Annotated in this window: 15 protein-coding genes; 1 reads left to right on the top strand and 14 read right to left on the bottom strand. The window is 70.1% G+C overall.

Annotation, left to right across the window (positions count from 1 at the left end):
* Positions 1-46 precede the first annotated feature (46 nt).
* Positions 47-616 (top strand): hypothetical protein, encoded by a 570-nt coding sequence (locus ACR4XJ_RS01705; RefSeq protein ID WP_434753580.1) that lies wholly within the window; start codon positions 47-49, stop codon positions 614-616.
* Between the two features lie 102 nt (positions 617-718).
* On the opposite strand, the gene ACR4XJ_RS01700 is transcribed toward ACR4XJ_RS01705, so the two are convergent.
* From ACR4XJ_RS01700 to ACR4XJ_RS01635, 14 genes are all read right to left on the bottom strand, one after another.
* Positions 719-3,610 carry a response regulator gene (locus ACR4XJ_RS01700; RefSeq protein WP_434753579.1) on the bottom strand — a complete coding sequence of 964 codons (2,892 nt, stop codon included), beginning with the start codon at positions 3,608-3,610 and terminating at the stop codon, positions 719-721.
* A complete protein-coding gene (locus tag ACR4XJ_RS01695) occupies positions 3,607-4,098 on the bottom strand; it encodes a TadE/TadG family type IV pilus assembly protein (protein WP_434753578.1) in 492 nt (163 codons plus the stop codon). The genes ACR4XJ_RS01700 and ACR4XJ_RS01695 overlap by 4 nt, the downstream gene beginning before the upstream one ends.
* An 18-nt stretch (positions 4,099-4,116) precedes the next feature.
* Entirely contained in the window at positions 4,117-5,337 is a 1,221-nt protein-coding gene (locus ACR4XJ_RS01690) for a pilus assembly protein TadG-related protein (protein WP_434753577.1), read from the bottom strand.
* A 64-nt stretch (positions 5,338-5,401) separates the two neighbouring features.
* A complete protein-coding gene (locus tag ACR4XJ_RS01685) occupies positions 5,402-5,860 on the bottom strand; it encodes a TadE/TadG family type IV pilus assembly protein (protein WP_434753576.1) in 459 nt (152 codons plus the stop codon).
* A 103-nt stretch (positions 5,861-5,963) separates the two neighbouring features.
* Positions 5,964-7,139, bottom strand: coding sequence for a tetratricopeptide repeat protein (locus ACR4XJ_RS01680; RefSeq protein WP_434753575.1), 1,176 nt, complete (start codon positions 7,137-7,139; stop codon positions 5,964-5,966).
* 171 nt (positions 7,140-7,310) lie between these two features.
* Complete coding sequence (locus ACR4XJ_RS01675; RefSeq protein WP_434753574.1) at positions 7,311-8,291, bottom strand: type II secretion system F family protein; 981 nt, start codon at positions 8,289-8,291, stop codon at positions 7,311-7,313.
* 10 nt (positions 8,292-8,301) lie between these two features.
* Complete coding sequence (locus ACR4XJ_RS01670; protein WP_434753573.1) at positions 8,302-9,267, bottom strand: type II secretion system F family protein; 966 nt, start codon at positions 9,265-9,267, stop codon at positions 8,302-8,304.
* 32 nt (positions 9,268-9,299) lie between these two features.
* Positions 9,300-11,165: an ATPase, T2SS/T4P/T4SS family gene (locus ACR4XJ_RS01665; protein WP_434753572.1), complete on the bottom strand. Its 1,866-nt coding sequence runs from the start codon at positions 11,163-11,165 to the stop codon at positions 9,300-9,302.
* A gap of 2 nt (positions 11,166-11,167) precedes the next feature.
* The gene (locus tag ACR4XJ_RS01660) at positions 11,168-12,643 is read right to left on the bottom strand and encodes a response regulator (protein WP_434753571.1); all 1,476 of its coding nucleotides are present in this window, start codon (positions 12,641-12,643) and stop codon (positions 11,168-11,170) included.
* Positions 12,644-12,655: 12 nt separating this feature from the next.
* Positions 12,656-12,964 (bottom strand): hypothetical protein, encoded by a 309-nt coding sequence (locus ACR4XJ_RS01655; protein WP_434753570.1) that lies wholly within the window; start codon positions 12,962-12,964, stop codon positions 12,656-12,658.
* The gene (locus ACR4XJ_RS01650) at positions 12,961-14,409 is read right to left on the bottom strand and encodes a type II and III secretion system protein family protein (RefSeq protein WP_434753569.1); all 1,449 of its coding nucleotides are present in this window, start codon (positions 14,407-14,409) and stop codon (positions 12,961-12,963) included. Before ACR4XJ_RS01650 ends, ACR4XJ_RS01655 begins: the two co-directional genes overlap by 4 nt.
* Complete coding sequence (cpaB, locus tag ACR4XJ_RS01645) at positions 14,406-15,230, bottom strand: Flp pilus assembly protein CpaB (protein ID WP_434753568.1); 825 nt, start codon at positions 15,228-15,230, stop codon at positions 14,406-14,408. The genes ACR4XJ_RS01650 and cpaB overlap by 4 nt, the downstream gene beginning before the upstream one ends.
* Before the next feature lie 12 nt (positions 15,231-15,242).
* Positions 15,243-15,833 carry a prepilin peptidase gene (locus ACR4XJ_RS01640; RefSeq protein WP_434753567.1) on the bottom strand — a complete coding sequence of 197 codons (591 nt, stop codon included), beginning with the start codon at positions 15,831-15,833 and terminating at the stop codon, positions 15,243-15,245.
* Between the two features lie 212 nt (positions 15,834-16,045).
* Positions 16,046-16,210: a Flp family type IVb pilin gene (locus ACR4XJ_RS01635; RefSeq protein ID WP_434753566.1), complete on the bottom strand. Its 165-nt coding sequence runs from the start codon at positions 16,208-16,210 to the stop codon at positions 16,046-16,048.
* Positions 16,211-16,547 lie beyond the last annotated feature (337 nt).

Raw genomic sequence — 16,547 nt, 5'->3', positions numbered from 1 at the left:
CGGACACACACATACCACGGAGCCGGTCCGTATCCTGGGGGGATACATGGACGAGAAACGGTATTGCGTGCATGCCGCGCTGGGAACGCGCGGCCAACGGTTGCGTCTGGTGCGGATACGGCCCGAGCATTGCCAGTGCGCCGGGCAGGACACGGTGGAGCAGCCGGGGGATGGCGCCGCTCCGGCGGCCGGTCTCCCTGCGGAAATTTCCTCGCCTGACGACCCGCGCCAACTGCCGCTGCCCGGCGCGCGCCCGGTGGTGCTGGCCGAAGGGCTGACCGCCCGGCAGGCCGAGCGGTTGGCCGCGCTGCTGTCCGGCCTGGTGGATGCGGATGCGCTCCAGGCCGGTGGTGCGGCCGTCGCCTCAGGGGCCGGGGGCATCGCCGTGCCCGAAGGCGCGCAGCGCAAGGCACGGGACGGGCTGGGCCTGCTGCGCGAGGCGTTGCTTGCGGTCATGGCCTGCAACCCCGGCGGGCTCACCGGCCCGGAACTGCTCCTGGCGTTGGGCCTGCCGGGGATGAAAGACGGGCGCCCGCACGGTGCGGACCTGCTGGTGCGCGGGTTGCTGGAACTGCTGCGCGGAGAGGGCGCGGTGCGCCCCGGCGAGGGACGCTGAAGCGCGCGAGACCACTACGCACGGGCCGGGAATGTGGACGGGCCTTGCCGGTGTTCCGGAAAGGCCCGTTTCGCTCTCGCGCGCATGGCGGTGCGTGGCTGGCTACGTCTTCCCGTTCTCCAGCCCCAGTTCGGACAGGGCGGCGGCCAGGTCGGCGCGCAGCAGCGGCTTGGCCAGCATCGCGCTGACCCCGGCCGCCATGGCCGCGTCGCGTCCCAGCCCTTCGCTGAATCCGGAGCACAGCACCACCGGCAGGTCGGGCCGCAGGGCGCGCACCTGCCGCGTCAGTTCGGTGCCGGTCATGCCGGGCATGGTCTGGTCGGTCACCACCAGCCGCCAGCTTGCCGGGTCCGCCCGGAAGCGCTCCAGCGCGTCGAGGGGATTGGACGTCATCACGGCCCGGTAGCCCAGCTTTTCCAGCATGGCCCCCATGATGGCCGCCAGCGGGGCCTCGTCGTCCACCACCAGCGCCGCGCCGCTGCCGCTGTGGGCGGAGCCGGGCCCCGGCGCGGCCTCTTCGCCCGCCTGCGGGGCCAGCGGCAGCAACACCTCGAACTCCGTGCCCATCCCCACGGTGGACTGCACCGAAACGCAGCCGCCGTGCGCGGTGACGATGCCGTGCACCAGCGCAAGGCCCATGCCCGTGCCCTCGTCCGGCTTCTTGGTGGTGAAGAACGGGTCGAAGATGTTCTCCAGGATGTCCGCCGGAATGCCGTGCCCCGTGTCGCGCACGCGCAGCCGGGCGTAGCCGCCTGGCGCGGGCAGCGAGCGGGCGGCGGCCTCGTCCTCGTCCAGTTCCACCGCGTCCAGCGCCAGTTGCAGCACCCCGCCTTGTTCCTTCATGGCGTGGGCCGCGTTGCCGCACAGGTTCATGATCACCTGCTGCAACTGGCTGAGGTTGGCCAGGACGGGGCCGGTGTCGGCCAGGTCCAGCCGGATGTCCACGTTGGCGGGCAGGGTGGCGCGCAGCAGGCGCACCGTCTCCTTGATGGGCGCGAGCAGGGGCAGCGGCAGGCGGGACGGCTCCTCCTGCCTGCTGAAGGTCAGGATCTGGCGGATCAGGTCGCGTGCGCGGCGGCCCGCGGCCAACACCTCGGACAGGCGGCGGTGCTGGGCGTCGCCGTCCTCGGTCTGGTCCAGGCTCATTTCCGTGTAGCCCATCATCACGCCAAGGATATTGTTGAAATCGTGGGCGATGCCCCCGGCCAGGGTGCCGATGGCCTCCATCTTCTGGGCCTGGCGCAACCGGGCTTCCAGCTGCTTGCGGCTGCTGATGTCGTGGGCCACCAGCACCGTGCCCGGCGCGGGCTCCTCGCGGCCGGTTTCGCCGTCGTACTGGCTGTCGGCGAGGTAGGGCGACAGGGTGACCAGAAAGTGCCCGCTAAGGCTGGGCAGGTACAGTTCCTGGGTGCGGCTTTCGCCCCAGGGCATGGCCCGGACGGCCGCGGACACGTTGTCGGGCATGACGGCCGCGCACATGTCGTCGGACATGACGGACGCGCCGAGCACCTCGTTGCAGTGGCGGCCCACCACGTCCCTGGGGTGCAGGCCCAGCAGCCGCCCCAGCGCCATGTTGCTGCGCCGCACCCGCTGGCCCGCGTCCATGATCATGATCACGTCGGGCACGCTGTCGAAGGTCTTCTCCCACTCCTGCTTGGCGCGGATGATCATGTTCTCCACGGCCTTGCGGCGGTCGATGTCCTCCACCGTGCCTTCGATGCCGGAAATTTCGCCGGTGGCGCCGCGCTGCACGCGGGCGTTCACCGAAATCCAGAAAGTGGACCCGTCGGCCCGCCGGGCCGTGGTCTCGAAGTCGCGCACCTCGCCTTCGTCGCGCAGGGTGTTCAGCATGCGGTCCAGGGTGGCCCGGTCCAGAAAGCCGCCCGGCAGCCAGCCGTCGGGCAGGGGACTATCGGGCAGAGCGTTGTTGGGGGCGGCACCGGCTGCGCCGCCGGACCGGATGGCCGCGATCAGCGCGTCGGGGGAGGGGTAGCCGAACATGTCGGCAAAGGCGGGGTTGGCGCTCGTCAGTTCGCCCCAGGGACGGCAGCGGAAGATGCCGAGCACCGTGCCTTCCACCATGCCGCGCCACTGGCGGGCGTCGCGGTTTATCTCGCGCCAGTGCACCGAAAGGGTGCGCCGCCGTTCCGCCTCGCGCACCAGGCGCATGAAGGCCGGGCCAAGGTGCCAGTCGTCGGCGCAGAGCACCTCGTCGGCCCCCTCGCGCACGGCTTCCACGGCCGTTTCCTCGTCGGGGGCGGGGGTCACCAGCACGAAGGGCACGTCCTCGCGCACCCCGCGCACCAGCATCAGCACTTCCTGCCAGGTCATGCCGGGGGCCTCGGATTCGGCCACCACCATGTCCCACGGCTCTTCGGTGATCAGGCGCGAAAGCTCGGGCGGGGTCTCGGCCAGCATGTACGAGGGCTCCAGCCCGCAGGCCGCGAGGCGCGCCGCCAGCCCGCGCGCGAACTCCTCGGACTCCGAGACGATGAGCAGGCTGAGCCGCGCCGCGCCGTGCGCGGCAATATCCTGACCGGGCACGGCGCCCGGCGTGGGAGAGGACGCGGATGGCGGGGATGCGGGCATGGCTTCCCTGTGGGTGGAGGGCCAGTGGGTGGCGGAGTGGCCGCCGAGGGCGGCTTGCGCAAGGTGCGCGAGGGCGGCGGCCCGCCGGGCCGGACTCCGGCGCGCGGGGCCGGTATCGTCCGCGCTCTCCGCGTTGCCTGTGCTGCCCGTGTTGCCCGTGCTGTCTGACGGACAGTCCGGGTCCGCCGCAGGCTCCATGATAGCAGAACGGGCCACGCCCGCAAACCGGGGTGGCCCGTCATGCGCCGGGGTGAACGCTTCCGGCGCGGGAGGCGCGGCGGGCCGTGCCCCCGCCTCCGGCAGGCCGGGCGACCCGGAACCGGGTGCGCCCTGCCAGCCGGAGACGGCGACGACGTCGTGCGCCTCGGGCGCGCAGTGCAGCGAAAGCCCCAGACGCGGGATCATTTGCAGATGGCCCAGGGTTCGTTGACCATGCGCTCGCGCCCGGTGACGGTCAGTTGCGCCGGCAGCAGCGAACCCACCAGCGGCGTCAGCGGCGCGTAGCGGTAGTCCACCTGCACCTCCACGGTCTGGCAGGGGTCGCCGCCGCTGTCTTCCCTGGCGGCGGCCGAGGTGCCGTTGGGGTAGCTGCGCACCAGGATGGTCACGCCCGTGCCGGTGGAGCCGGACAGCACCTGGGTCAGGGGCCGGGCCGCGTCCTTGATCAGCGCCACCCGGTTGCCCGTGTCGTAGCCTTCGCCGGTGACGGCGAAGCGTGTCCCCACCTGCGCGGCCTTTTCCACGGTGGAGCGGGCGAAGAGGTTGTAGCCGAATTCCACAAGGCCGAAGAGCATGGCCAGCAGAACCGGCAGGACGAACGCCACCTCCAGCGAACTGACCCCGGCTTCACCGCGCCACAGGCGGAACGGCAGCATGCGGCATGCGCGCATCATAGTGTCCTCCCCGCCGCGCTAGCGCAGCAGCCGCCAGCCCAGTTGCCGGCCGATCTTCTTGAAGATTTCTTCAAGATCGTAGGCCGAGGGCGCGTTGTAGTAGTGGTCGGTGGTGCCCGCCTTGCTGGAGGCGATGGCCTTCATCAGGCTGATGTCCGTGGAGTCGGAATCTCCGTAGCGGATGGCGAATATCTCGATGCCCTTGTCCTTGGCGATCTGCGCCTCGCTCAGCATGGCCGCGTTCAGCTTGCCGCCGTTCTCGCAGTGGGTGGTCATGTCGAACATGCCGTAGTAGGCGTTGGTCCAGTAGGCGTTGGGCGTGTAGCTGAGCGCGTAGTTGCCGCCGCAGGTGCCGTCTTCCGTATCGCCGTCGGTGAGCACGATCATCACCTTGCGCATGTCCTTGTTGGACGAGCCCTGGGTGAACGGGGCCTCGGGGGTGAGCACGTGGCGTCCCCACTTGATGCCTTCCGAGATGACGGTGCCCGAGGCGTCGCCCTGGGCGTCCTGCCTGGCGATGGCGTTGACGATGGTGGCGCGGTCGCTGGTCAGGGCCTGCACGCGCGGAATGCTGCCGCAGGTGTTCTGCGGCACGTTGAGCGACGAATTCTTGGGCGTGCGGTACTTGGACTGCTTGTACTCCTCCAGTATCCACGTGGGGGCCAGGGTGCCGTCGGCGTTGCGGCAGCCGTCGGCCAGGCCGTCCACGCCCGCGGGCAGGTGCACCTTGCCCCGGAACGGCACCAGCCCCACCTTGACCGAGGTTTCCATGCCTTCGGGCATGATCAGTTCGGCAAGCTGGGTGGCGGCCGCGTTGGCCTGCTGGATGGCCGTGCCCTTCATGGAACCGGTGTTGTCGATGACGAAGACCACTTCCAGGTTGTTGTACCCGGCGGTGGCCTGGGCGCGCACCGTGGTGGAGCCGATGCCCAGGGCGCCCATGAAGATGGTGGCCACGTTGGCCTCGGCCTTCACGGTGACGCTGCGTTCCTCGGTGCCGGGGGTGACGCCCTTCAGTTGGGCCTCGGGGTAGTTGGCGGCCATGTATTCGTTCACGGCCCCCCTCACCAGCCCCTTGTCCAGTTGCGGGTCGTAGGGAAGTTGCAGGCTGCCCGCCAGCGCCGCCGCGTCCACGGCGCCCTGCAGGCGGTTGTGCGCGAGGTAGAGCATGCCCGAATCGATGCCGAGGCCCGCAAGGCCCAGCACCACGGGCAGCAGCACGGCCATCAGCATGGCCATGGACCCCCGCGTGCCGCGCCACAGGCCGCGCACGCGGGCGCGAAAACCGGCAGGCCGGGCCGGGTTACGGCGTGGGCATGCTGGTGCTTGCGGAAAACGTGTAGAGCGCGTCATGGGGGTCTCCGTTGTAGGGATTGCTCGTGAATACCGACTTGTAGGCATACTGCACGGTCACCGTGACCATCTGCTTGCCCGTGTCCTTGACGGCGGTGGCCGTCAGGGCGTTGGGATCCAGCATGGTGGCCATCGAGCGGACGAAGGTCTGCACGCCCGCCACGTCGTCGTTCATGACCACGTGGCGCGCGCCCGTGCGGCTGGCTTCGGTCAGGGCGGAGTAGGCGCGGATGGTGTTGCCTCCCTCCACCAGCACGTAGAGCAGCGCGGCGATGACCGGCAGCATCAGGGCCACTTCCAGCGCGGCAAGGCCGCGCTGGGCAAGCTCCCGCGACGGCGGAAGGCGGCGCAGTCCCCTGCGCGTTCCGCCGGGCGGCGCCGGTGGCGAGATGGCGCGTGTTTCGGACATGGTGTTCACTCCTTGATGATGGGCCGCCCCCCGGCGAATTCCATCAGCGGTGCCCCCAACGGACAATGGACGGGCGCGGCGCGCCCGAAATTTCTCGCGGCGTCTACTTTCCGTCGCGCAGTTCGCCCTCGCGCACGGCGGCCGGGGTGGCGCGGGCCTTCAGCGGCACGGACGAAGGCGGCAACGTCACCGGGGTGGCCACCCCGGCCGCGCCCTGCACGGCTCCGGCCCCTGTGGCCCCTGTGGCCCCGCTGAACCCGGCCGTGGGGTCCATTCCGGGACCGGCCATGGGCAGCGGCGCGGCGGTGGGCGAGGCCGGGCCCTGGCCCTGGGCGATGCGCGCGGCCAGGCGCGCGCGCTTCAGGTTTTCGGCGGCGCGGGCGTAGTAGCGCGGCTCCACTTCCAGGGCGCGTTGCAGGTGGTACAGGGCCAGGGCGTGCTCGCCCTGCTGCGAAAGGTACACGCCCAGGTTGTTGTGCGCGGCGGCCTCGCCCCCTGCGTTGCGGAACGCCTCGAAGGCTTCGTCGTAGCGGCCCAGGCGGCACAGCGACAGGCCCATGTTGTTCCACACCCGGTTGCCGGGCGCGCCGTAGGTGATGGCCGCGCGGAAATGGTCCACGGCGGCGGCGTCGTTGCCCAGCATGGCCTGCGCGATGCCCGCGTTGTTGTGCAGTTCGCCCGAGCGGGGCAGCAGTTCCAGCGCGCGCAGGTACAGGGCCCGCGCCTTGTCCGGGTGGCCCTGGTAGTTGTGGATGGCCCCCAGGTGGCTGGCCGCCCCCGCAAGGCGCGGGTCCAGCGCCAGCGCCCGCTCGAAGCGGGTTCCGGCCTCGGTGAGGTTGCCTTCGGCAAAGCTGAGCATGCCCGCCGTCTCCCAGGCCCGCGCGTTGTCCGGGGCCAGGGTGAGGGCGGCGTCGATGTCGGGCCGCGCCTCGGCGGCGGCGCCGCGCGCCACCAGCAGCGCGCCGCGCTGGTAGCGGGCCTCGGCCAGCCTGGGATCCAACTGGCAGGCCCGGCTGAACTGTTCGAAGGCCAGTTCCGGCCGGTTCTGGGCAAGGTAGGCCATGCCGCGTTGCAGGTGTTCCTGGGCGTTCATGGCGTCGCCCTGCGGGGTGGGCTTCTCCCCTTCGCCGTCGTGCAGCAGGTCCTTGCCGCTGTGGTAGCGTTCCATCAGCGAAAGGTTGGAGCCACGGGTGGTCTGCTGCGCGCCGCAACCGGCAAGCAGCAGGGCGCAGAGCGCCAGCAGGGCGAGGGCGGAACGGGCGGCGGTGCGGGCGGTCATGGCGTTTTCCTTCGGTGTCCGCAGCCGGGCGGCGTCACTGCTTGCCCCGGCTGGGGATTTCGTTCGCTGGCAAGGAGAGCGGGCCAGCCATGAGGGAGCATACTTTTTTCGTATTCGACCGATATGGCTGGCGACGCTCGACGCCGCCAGCGGGCGAAAGCCTCGCCGGGGCTACTGGCCCATCTGTTCGAAAACACGCATCAACGTGATAAACGCGGGCCCCATGATGGTCACGAACAGGGCCGGAAGAATGCAGAACACCAGCGGGAACAGCAGCTTCACCGGCATCTTGGCGGCGATTTCCTCGGCCCGCTGGAAGCGCGTGGTGCGCATGGTGTCGGAATAGACGCGCAACGTGCTGGAAACGCTGGTGCCGAAGGCGTCGGCCTGCACGATGAGCGTGACCAGGCTGTTCACGTCTTCCAGGGCCACGCGCGCGGCCAGGTTCTTCAGGGCCTCCGCGCGCGACTTGCCCGCGCGCAGTTCCAGGATGACCAGGTTCAGTTCTTCGGCCAGCACCGGGTTGGTGGCCGCCATTTCGCGGGCCACGCGGGCGAAGGCCTGGTCCAGGCCCATGCCCGCCTCCACGCAGACCACCAGCAGGTCCAGCGCGTCGGGCAGCGAGTTGGTGATGTCCAGCCTGCGGGCCTTGATGCGCCGCGAAAGCCATACGTTGGGAGCGTACAGGCCCACCACCGCCGGGCAGATGAACAGCAGCGCCACCATGCCCAGGGGGATGTCGTCGCCCGCCAGCAGGCGGATCACCAGCCCCAGCAGCAGGCCGCAGAGGGTCAGCCCGGCCTTGACGCCCCAGAACACCAGCGGCGCGCGGCGGTTGCGGTAGCCCGCGCGCACCAGCGCCATGCCCGCCTCGTTCAGTTCGTCGTCGCCGTCCTTGACCACCTTGCGGCCCACCCGTTCGGCCACCGCGTTCAGGGCGCCCTTCAGGGAGGCAAGGGGCGAATCGGGCAGGGCCGGGGCGGCTGCGGCCACGGCGCGCGCGCCCCCGGCGTGCCGGGCAAGGCGTGTGTGCATGCGCTGCACCCGCTGGCGGCTGCCGAACACGCCGCGCAGGGCCTGCGCGGCCAGCAGCACCGCGCCGGAGGCCAGCACGGCGGCCAGCAGGGGGAGCATGGTTTCGTCAAGTGGCATGGAACTTCCCCTATACCCGGATGGTGGTCATGCGCTTGAGCGCAACGCCGCCGATGGCCATCTGGAACAGCGAGGCGGTGAGCAGCATGTTGCCCTCGGGCGTGGCGTACAGCGCGCTCATGAACTCGGGGTTCAGCAGGTTGATGATGAACCCGATGCCGAAGGGCAGCACGAACAGGATCCACGCGGTCAGGCGGCCTTCGGCAGAAAGCACGCGCACCCGGCCCGCCAGCTTGAACCGCTCGCGGATCAGCCGGGCGATGTTGGTGACGATTTCCGCCAGGTTGCCGCCGGTTTCGCGCTGGATGTTCACCGACACCACGAAGAATTTCAGGTCCGGGCAGTCCACGCGGCGGGTCAGGTTGTGCAGGGCCGCGTCCGCCGGGATGCCGAAGTTGATCTCGTCCAGGGTCTTCTGGAATTCCGGGCCGATGGGGTCCGCGAACTCGTCGGCCACCATGCGCATGCCCTGGTTGAAGGCGTGCCCCGCCTTCAGCGCGCGGGCGATGAGGTCCAGCGCGTCGGGCAACTGGCGCTGGAAGCGGCCCATGCGGGCGTCGCGCTTGCGCTGCACCCACATGAAGGGCGCGTAGCCCAGCGCCAGCGGCGGAACCACCAGCAGGAACAGGTTGTCCACCAGCAGGTGCATGACCAGGAAGCACGAGGCCGCGCCCAGCACGGAAGCCAGCAGCAGCACGCCCAGGGTGGCCCGCACCTGCGCCTGCTCCAGCGCGAGGTCCATCTGCTTCGTCCACGACTGGGCGGCCAGCGCGCGGTGCAGCCAGTCCACGTCGGACAGGGCGCGGCGGCGTTCCAGGTCCACCCGGTCCTGCTCGTTTTTCGCCCGCAGCAGGTTTTCCATGCGCCGTCCCACGCGCTGCGCCGTGGCGCGGCGGCGGCCGTAGGCCAGGTCCAGCACGCCCATGACGAACACGAACATGGCGATGACCGAGAGTACGGCGATGACGAGCATCATGGCGAAATCCCTTTCCGTTCAGGCTGCCGCGCCTACTGCGACAGGCTGGGGTCGAACAGCGCGCCGCCGAGCTCGATGCCCATGGCGGCCAGGCGCGGGGCGAAGCGCGGCCGGATGCCGCCGGAGCGGAACCGCCCCTGCACCTTGCCGTCCCCGTCCACGCCGGTCTGTTCGAAGGTGAAGATGTCCTGCATGGTGATGGCGTCGCCTTCCATGCCGGTGATTTCCGAAAGGCTGGTCATCTTGCGCGAGCCGTCGGCCAGGCGCGAGACCTGGATGATCACGTCCACGGCGGACGAGATGTACCGCTTCAGCGACAGGGTGCTGATGTTCAGCCCGGCCATGGCCACCATGGTTTCCAGGCGCATCAGGCAGTCGCGCGGGGTGTTGGCGTGGATGGTGGTCAGCGAGCCGTCGTGGCCGGTGTTCATGGCCTGGAGCATGTCCAGCACCTCGCCGCTGCGCACTTCGCCCACGATGATGCGGTCGGGCCGCATGCGCAGGCAGTTCTTGACCAGGTCGCGCGCGGTGACCTCGCCGTGGCCCTCGATGTTGGCGGGCCGGGTTTCCAGCCGCACCACGTGGTCCTGCTTGAGTTGCAGTTCCGCCGCGTCCTCGATGGTCACGATGCGCTCGTCGTGCGGCACGAAGCGCGACAGGCAGTTGAGCATGGTGGTCTTGCCCGAGCCGGTGCCGCCGGAAACGATGATGTTCAGCCGCGCCTTGACGATGCCGCGCAGCACTTCGCCCATTTCCGGGGTCAGCGCGCCGAAGCGGATCAGGTCTTCCAGTTCCAGCGGGTCCTTGGAAAAGCGGCGGATGGACAGGCTGGGGCCGTCCAGGGCCAGCGGCGGGATGATGGCGTTGACGCGCGAGCCGTCGGCCAGGCGGGCGTCCACCATGGGCGAGGCTTCGTCCACGCGGCGGCCGATGCGGGCCACGATGCGGTCGATGATCTTGCGCAGGTGGTCGTCGTCCAGGAAGCGGGTGTTGACCTTCAGCAGTTTGCCGCGCCGCTCCACGTAGATCATGCGGTGGTTGTTGACGAGGATGTCGTTGACCGTGGGGTCGCGCAGCAGCGGTTCCAGCGGGCCGAGGCCCATGACCTCGTCACGGATGTCCTCGACGATCCGGCGTTGTTCCTGGGCGTTGAGGGGGGCCTGCCGGAACTCTTCGCGCAGCAGCTTTTCCACCAGTCGGGCGATTTCGGCGGCCAGGCGGTCGGGCGGCAGCGATTCGGCGGCGGCCAGGTCCATCATGTCCAGCAGGCGGTCCTGCAACCGGGCGCGCAGTTCATAGTAGTGGTCGCCGTGCAGGGTCAGGGTGGTCACGTCGCAGACCTGCTCCGCGTGGGCGGGCCGGGCGGCGGGGCGGGCCATGGGCCGGGCCTTGCCGGGCTGGGCGGCCTGGGCTTCGGCGGTGTCGGCGCGGGGTTCCACGCGGGGTGCGGGGGCCGTCGCGGGTTCGGCCATCGGAGCGGATTCGGGACGCGGGGCGCGGAACAGGGTGGCGGCGTTGACCGGCACGCGCGGGATGGGAGCCTCGCCGGTTTCGTCCGGCCCGTCTGCCCCGCCCAGAGGTGCGGACGGACCGGACCCTGCGGAACCATCGGTCAGATTTGGCAGGCCGGGCGCGGCGGCGACGCCGTTGGGGAAAAGATGGCTGCGGGCGTTGAGGCCCGAGGCGCCCAGGCGCGGCGCCTGCGGTTCGCGCGCGGGGGCGGCGTCGCGCTCCGGGCCGTCCAATTCGAGGTGGAGGCGTCCGCAGGCGTCGTCGTCCGCGTGGATGGCATCCGCACGGGCGGCGGCCGCCGCCACGGGGTCCAGCGTCAGGGCGGGGACGGGGGCGGGGGCGGGCTGCCGCCGCGTGGTGCGCATCAGTCGTTCGGCCAGTCTCATGGCTATCCCCTTGCGCCCTGTAACAGTGCGCCGTGCGGCAGCAGGCCGTCACGTTCGCGGCCCGGCTCCCGTCCCGATTCGCGCCGATTGGGTTCGTGCGTATCGTCGCCCTTGCGGTGCAGCAGCCGCGCGAACAGGCCGCCCGCCTTCATGCCGGGTGCGGCGCCGCCGTTGCCGGGGGCCGGGGCGGCGGGGGCCAGTCGTTCGGCCAGTTTCGCCAGCGAACGGGCCGCCACCGAGCGGGGCGCGGCCTCGCACAGGGGCACGCCCTGGTTGATGGCGGCCACGGCCGCGCCGTAGTCGTCGCCCACGGTGGCGAACACCTTGCGTTCCAGCAGCCGTTCGGCCTCGGACAGGTCCACCCCGGCCTGGGCCGACATGCGGTTGACCACCAACTGGATGCGCGCCGCCACGGACGGCGCGACGGCGGCCACGTCGTCCAGCAGGCGGCGGGCTCCCGCCAGGGCGGGCAGGGCCAGGTCGGTGACCAGCAGGATGGTTTCCGCCTCCTGCATGGAGACCAGGGCCAGTTCGTCGGCGTAGGGGCCGCCGTCCACCACGGTGACGGCGTACAGCGCGCGAGCAAGGTCCAGCACGGCCTTCACCGCGCGCGGGCTGATGGCGTCCAGGTCGTCGCCCGCGTCGGGCGAGGCGAACACTTCGAGGCCGCTGGCGTGCCGCTCGGCCAGGCTGCGCAGGAAGGTGGCGTCCAGCCTGCCCATGTTGCGCGCGCCGTCGGCCCAGGTGCGGGAATATTCCATGTCCAGGAACAGCGGCACGTCGCCCTGGGGCAGCCGCATGTCCATGAGCGCCGCCAGCGGCAGCGCGGCGGGCGCGAAGGCTGCCGGGCCGCCTGTGGCCAGGGCCATGCCGCCCATGTCCTGCATGTCGCGCGCGGCGGCGCCGTTGCGCCCGCCCAGTCGGTTCAGTCCGTTCAGTCCCTTGCCGGACTTCGCCGTATCGTCGCCGGGCACCTTGCCGGACAGGGAACGCGCGGCCAGCACGGCCAGGTTCACGGCCACGGTGGTGGCGCCCACGCCGCCCTTGGCGCCCATGACGTGGATGACTCGGCCGCCCGCCGCCGGGACGGTGGCAGGGCTTGCGGCGCGGGCGGTGCGGCGGCGGCGCGCGTAGCCTTCCAGCGCGGCCAGCACTTCGTCCGAGCGGAACGGCTGGGACAAAAATTCGCTGACCCCGGCGCGCATGGCGCGGATGATCAGGTCCGGATCCTTCCGGCGCGAGGCCACGAACACCTCGCCCACGCGCGGGTCGGACACCAGCGAGGCGATGGATTCGAAATCGTCATTCAGGCTGTCTCCCGGCAAGTCCTCTCCCAGTTCCAGGATGACCAGGCCGAGGTCGTCGGCTTCACCGGGGGAGACGAGGCGGAAACCATCCTGCCGGGCAAGGACGCGGGTGAGTTCCTCGCGCGTGGCGAGGCGCTTGGTGAGGAGGCAGACGGGATGGGTGATGTTCATGGCGGCCTCTCGCTACTTGCCGATCTTGAAGCGGACGGTGTTGCTTTCGTCGGCCTTCTTCTCGCCGTCGCGCATGTTCTTCATGACGCGTTCGGCCACGCGGCCGTCCAGGCCAACGACGGGGTCGTCGTCCGCCGGACCGGGGTTCAGCCTCTGGGCGTCGCGCTGGGCGCGGAAGGCTTCGCCCTGGGTGAAGGTCCATTCGGACATGGGCGATTCCCTGGACGGCCCGGCGCAGCCCGTCAGGGACGTCATGATCGTCAGGGCCAGCGTCAGGACCAGCAGGGGGGCCAGCGGCATGATCCGGGTACGGGCGCTCATTGCCTGCCTCCTTGGGCGTGGCCGGGCAGCACGTGCCCGAATTCGCCCTCCATGCCGGACGGGGCGTTGCCCGAGCCGGTGGCCGGGGCGTAGGCGGCGGGGGCGGTGATGGCCGGGGCCTCGCCCTCCATCTTGCCCTGCAGGAAGAATTCGAATTCCGTGGGCTCGCGGAAGCCGTCGGTGGGCAGCTTGGCCGTGGCGCCGTCCAGCGGCTTGGCCAGGCGCGGGGTGACGATGATGACCAGTTCGGTCTCGCTCTTCTGCCAGTTGCTGGAGCGGAACAGCGTGCCCAGCAGGGGCACGTCGCCCAGCACCGGATATTTCTTGATGTTCTCGCGCACTTCGTCGCGCAGGAGGCCCGCCACGGCAAAGCTCTGGCCGTCGGCCAGTTCCACGGTGGTGGCGGCGCGCCGGGTGGAGATGGCCGGAATGGTGAACCCGTTGATTTCGATGACGTTGGAGTAGTCCAGTTCCGAAACTTCCGGGTTCACCCGCATGCTGATCAGCTTGTCCGAGACCACCGTGGGGGTGAAGCCCAGCGTCACGCCGTACTTCTTGTACTCGATGGCTACGGTGCCCAGGCCCTGCGGCACGGGGATGGGAATCTCGCCCCCGGCCAGGAAGTCGGCGTTCTCGCCGCTGCGGCAGATCAGCGTGGGTTCGGCCAGCACCTTGACCAGGCCGTTCTGCTTCAGCACGTCCAGAAAGCCCATCAGGTTCACCTGGCCCGAGGTGATGCGGAACATGCCGTTGACGTTGGGGCTGGGGACGGCCGCGCTGGGGCCCACGTTCACCACACCCTTCTGGTTGTCCAGGGTGAACAGCTGGCTGAGCATGGTGAAGGCGAAGTCGTTGTTCCAGGCGTAGGTCAGGTCGATGCCCAGGCGTTGCAGCACCGACTTGCGCATCTCGGCCACCTTCACTTCCAGCATCACCTGGTGCACGCCGCCCACCTGCATGAGGTTGGTCACCTTGTCCGGGGCGTACATCTTGGCCATGTCCAGGGCGGTGGCCATGCCCGCGCTGCTGCGCACGGTGCCGGCCAGGGTGATGGACTCGCCCACGGCCATGACCATGATGTCCTTTTCGTCGGGCAGCACGCGGTGCAGCATTTCCTTCAGTTGGGCGAGGTCCGGGGTGACCTGGATGTCGTAGACCTGGGTGATGGCCCCGGCGGCGTTCCACAGGGTGAGGGTGGTGCCGCCCGGCTTCTTGCCGGTGACGTAGACCTGCTGGGGCGACAGCACCACCACGCCCGCGATGGCTTCGTCGGCCACGGACACGCGGGCCGCGGGCTGCGCGGTGCGCACCACCATGGACTTGCCCACGGCCAGCGGCACGGCCTGGGGCGCGGCATCGGCCAGGGCCTGGGTGGCGGCGGCCAGAAGCAGCACGGCGGCCAGCAGGGCGCTGAAGACGAAGGTACGGCGGGCGGGGCGGCTCATTGCGGGAACCTCAGCGTTGAACGTTCGGTGCCGGAGATCATCTCCACCTTGGTCTCGCGTACCTTGGGAACCGGCTTGCCTTCGGGGGTGCTGGTCAGCAGGGCCAGGGTGCCGGGCACGTCGGTGCCGGGGGTCAGCACCTGGCCGTCGTCGGCGGGGTTGCGCAGGGCGAAGTGCAGTTCGCCGCGCGAGGCGGCCAGGGCCAGCGGCTCGGCCTGCTGGGGGGAAATTTCCAGGGTGTACACGTCCACCGACGAGGTGGAGGTGTCGTCGCCTTCCTGCTTCAGTTCGGTGCCGGTGGCCAGCACGCGCACGTTTTCCAGCACCAGCTTGGTGCGCGACTTGGACTTCTCGCGGCTTTCGTCGTCCAGGGTCGCCAGCACGTCCACGTGGTTGCCGGGGCGGATGAATCCGGCCAGGCCCAGCACCTTGTTGCCCTTCACGGCCACGGCGCGCATGCCGGGGGCGATCAGCGTGCTGACGCCGCCGTGCGCCTCGCCGTCCTGCAGCAGGCGGGCTTCGGTGATGGGTTCCCCGGCGGCCACGGCGGCGGAAAGCACCCGGCCCACGGGCATGGCGTCCTTGGAGAAGGCGCCGGAGGGGGCGCTGGCCTTCAGGAAGGGGGCCACCTGGAGCTGTTCGGCCTTCAGTCTGGCGCCGCGCGGCACGTCGGCGGCGGCCACCACCAGTTCGACCTGCTCGGGGGCGGCCACGCGGGGGGCGGCGGCGCGGTTCACCTGCATGAACCGGAACACCAGCACCCCGGCCACCAGGGCCAGCACCAGCGCCAGGGAAATCTGGATCAGGGAGGTGGCGCGCATGACGGCACCCCCCTACAGGACGGCGGCCCAGGCGGGCAGCAACGAGGACATGGCCGTGGGGAAGGCAGCCTGGGCCATGGCGAGGCCGGTGCCCAGCGCGATGGCCACGCCGTAGCACAGCCGGGGCAGGCGGGCGTTGGCGGTGGCGGGCACGTAGTCGAAGCGGCCGGTGACGGCCAGCAGTTCAACGGACACCCGCAGCGAGCGCAGCACGGCGCGCAGTTGCGGCAGGTGGAAGGCCAGCACACCGAGGGCGTACACGCCGCCCGCCAGGCTGGTCCAGATGAAGGCCCGGAACACCGTTTCCGCGCCCAGGAAGGCACCGGCGGCGGCCAGCAGCTTCACGTCGCCCGCGCCCATGACCCGCAGCAGGAAGGGGATCAGCATCAGGCCAAGGCCAAGGCCGAAGCCGGACAGGGAGAAGAGCAGCCCGTCCCAGGCCCCGGAAAGGCCGCCGGTGAACGCGCCCAGCGCCGCGTTGGCCACGATGCCCGCCAGCATGGCGGGAAAGGTCAGCCAGTTGGGAATGCGCATGGCGCGCAGGTCGGTGGCTACGGCCACCAGCAGCACGGCGGCGAGGGGGGCGGCAAGGATGGGGTTCATGGGTGCTCTCCTCTGGTGACCGGGGGACCGGTGGCTGCGGGGGAAACGGGAGCGGTGTTTTTTGCAGGCTGCCTTGGCGGCGGGCACCGGTTCGGACGGATCCTTTATCGCAAGGTTCGCGGTTTCGATGACGAAGGGGCCGGGGGGAACTTCCCCGGCCCCTTCGGGTGGGCGCTTGCGGGATAACCCTTGTGCCGTCGTGCGCTCTGCTATTAAGGCATCGCGCCCGAGATGGTCGTGAAGGTCTCGCGGACCTTTTCGCCAAGGGTGGTGACGGCGCCCACGATGACGGCGGCGATGAGGGCGGCGATGAGGCCGTATTCGAGAGCGGTGGCGCCTTCTTCGTCGTGTATCAGGGTGGTGATGGCCTTGAACATGATTGATCTCCTTCGCTATACGAAATGTTTGTTGGAGGGCCGGGGGGCCGTTGTTGACTCCCATTCAGCAACCCGCGTGCCAAGCAGCGTCATGCAGAACGTAATACGACGTAATATTCCGAAACAATGTGAAATATTTTTTCATGCAGCCCGAAACGGGCTGTTAGAACGGGGGATATCGGGGCGATGCGGGCGGGGTCTGGGGGCGGGATGGTGGAGAGGAATCCACGAATCGTAGAGTGGGAGTGGCGGAAGCGGGTGCGTGGAGGTAGCGGGCGCGGGGGCCGGGAGGAGAAACCCGATGGCGCAAGCGGGCTGCGTGCGAATCTAGGATTCT

The organism is Nitratidesulfovibrio sp. D1 (assembly GCF_051133415.1).
Lineage (GTDB): Bacteria > Desulfobacterota > Desulfovibrionia > Desulfovibrionales > Desulfovibrionaceae > Cupidesulfovibrio.
Note: the sequence above shows the minus strand (reverse complement) of the source record. Positions and strands in the feature narration are given on the sequence as shown.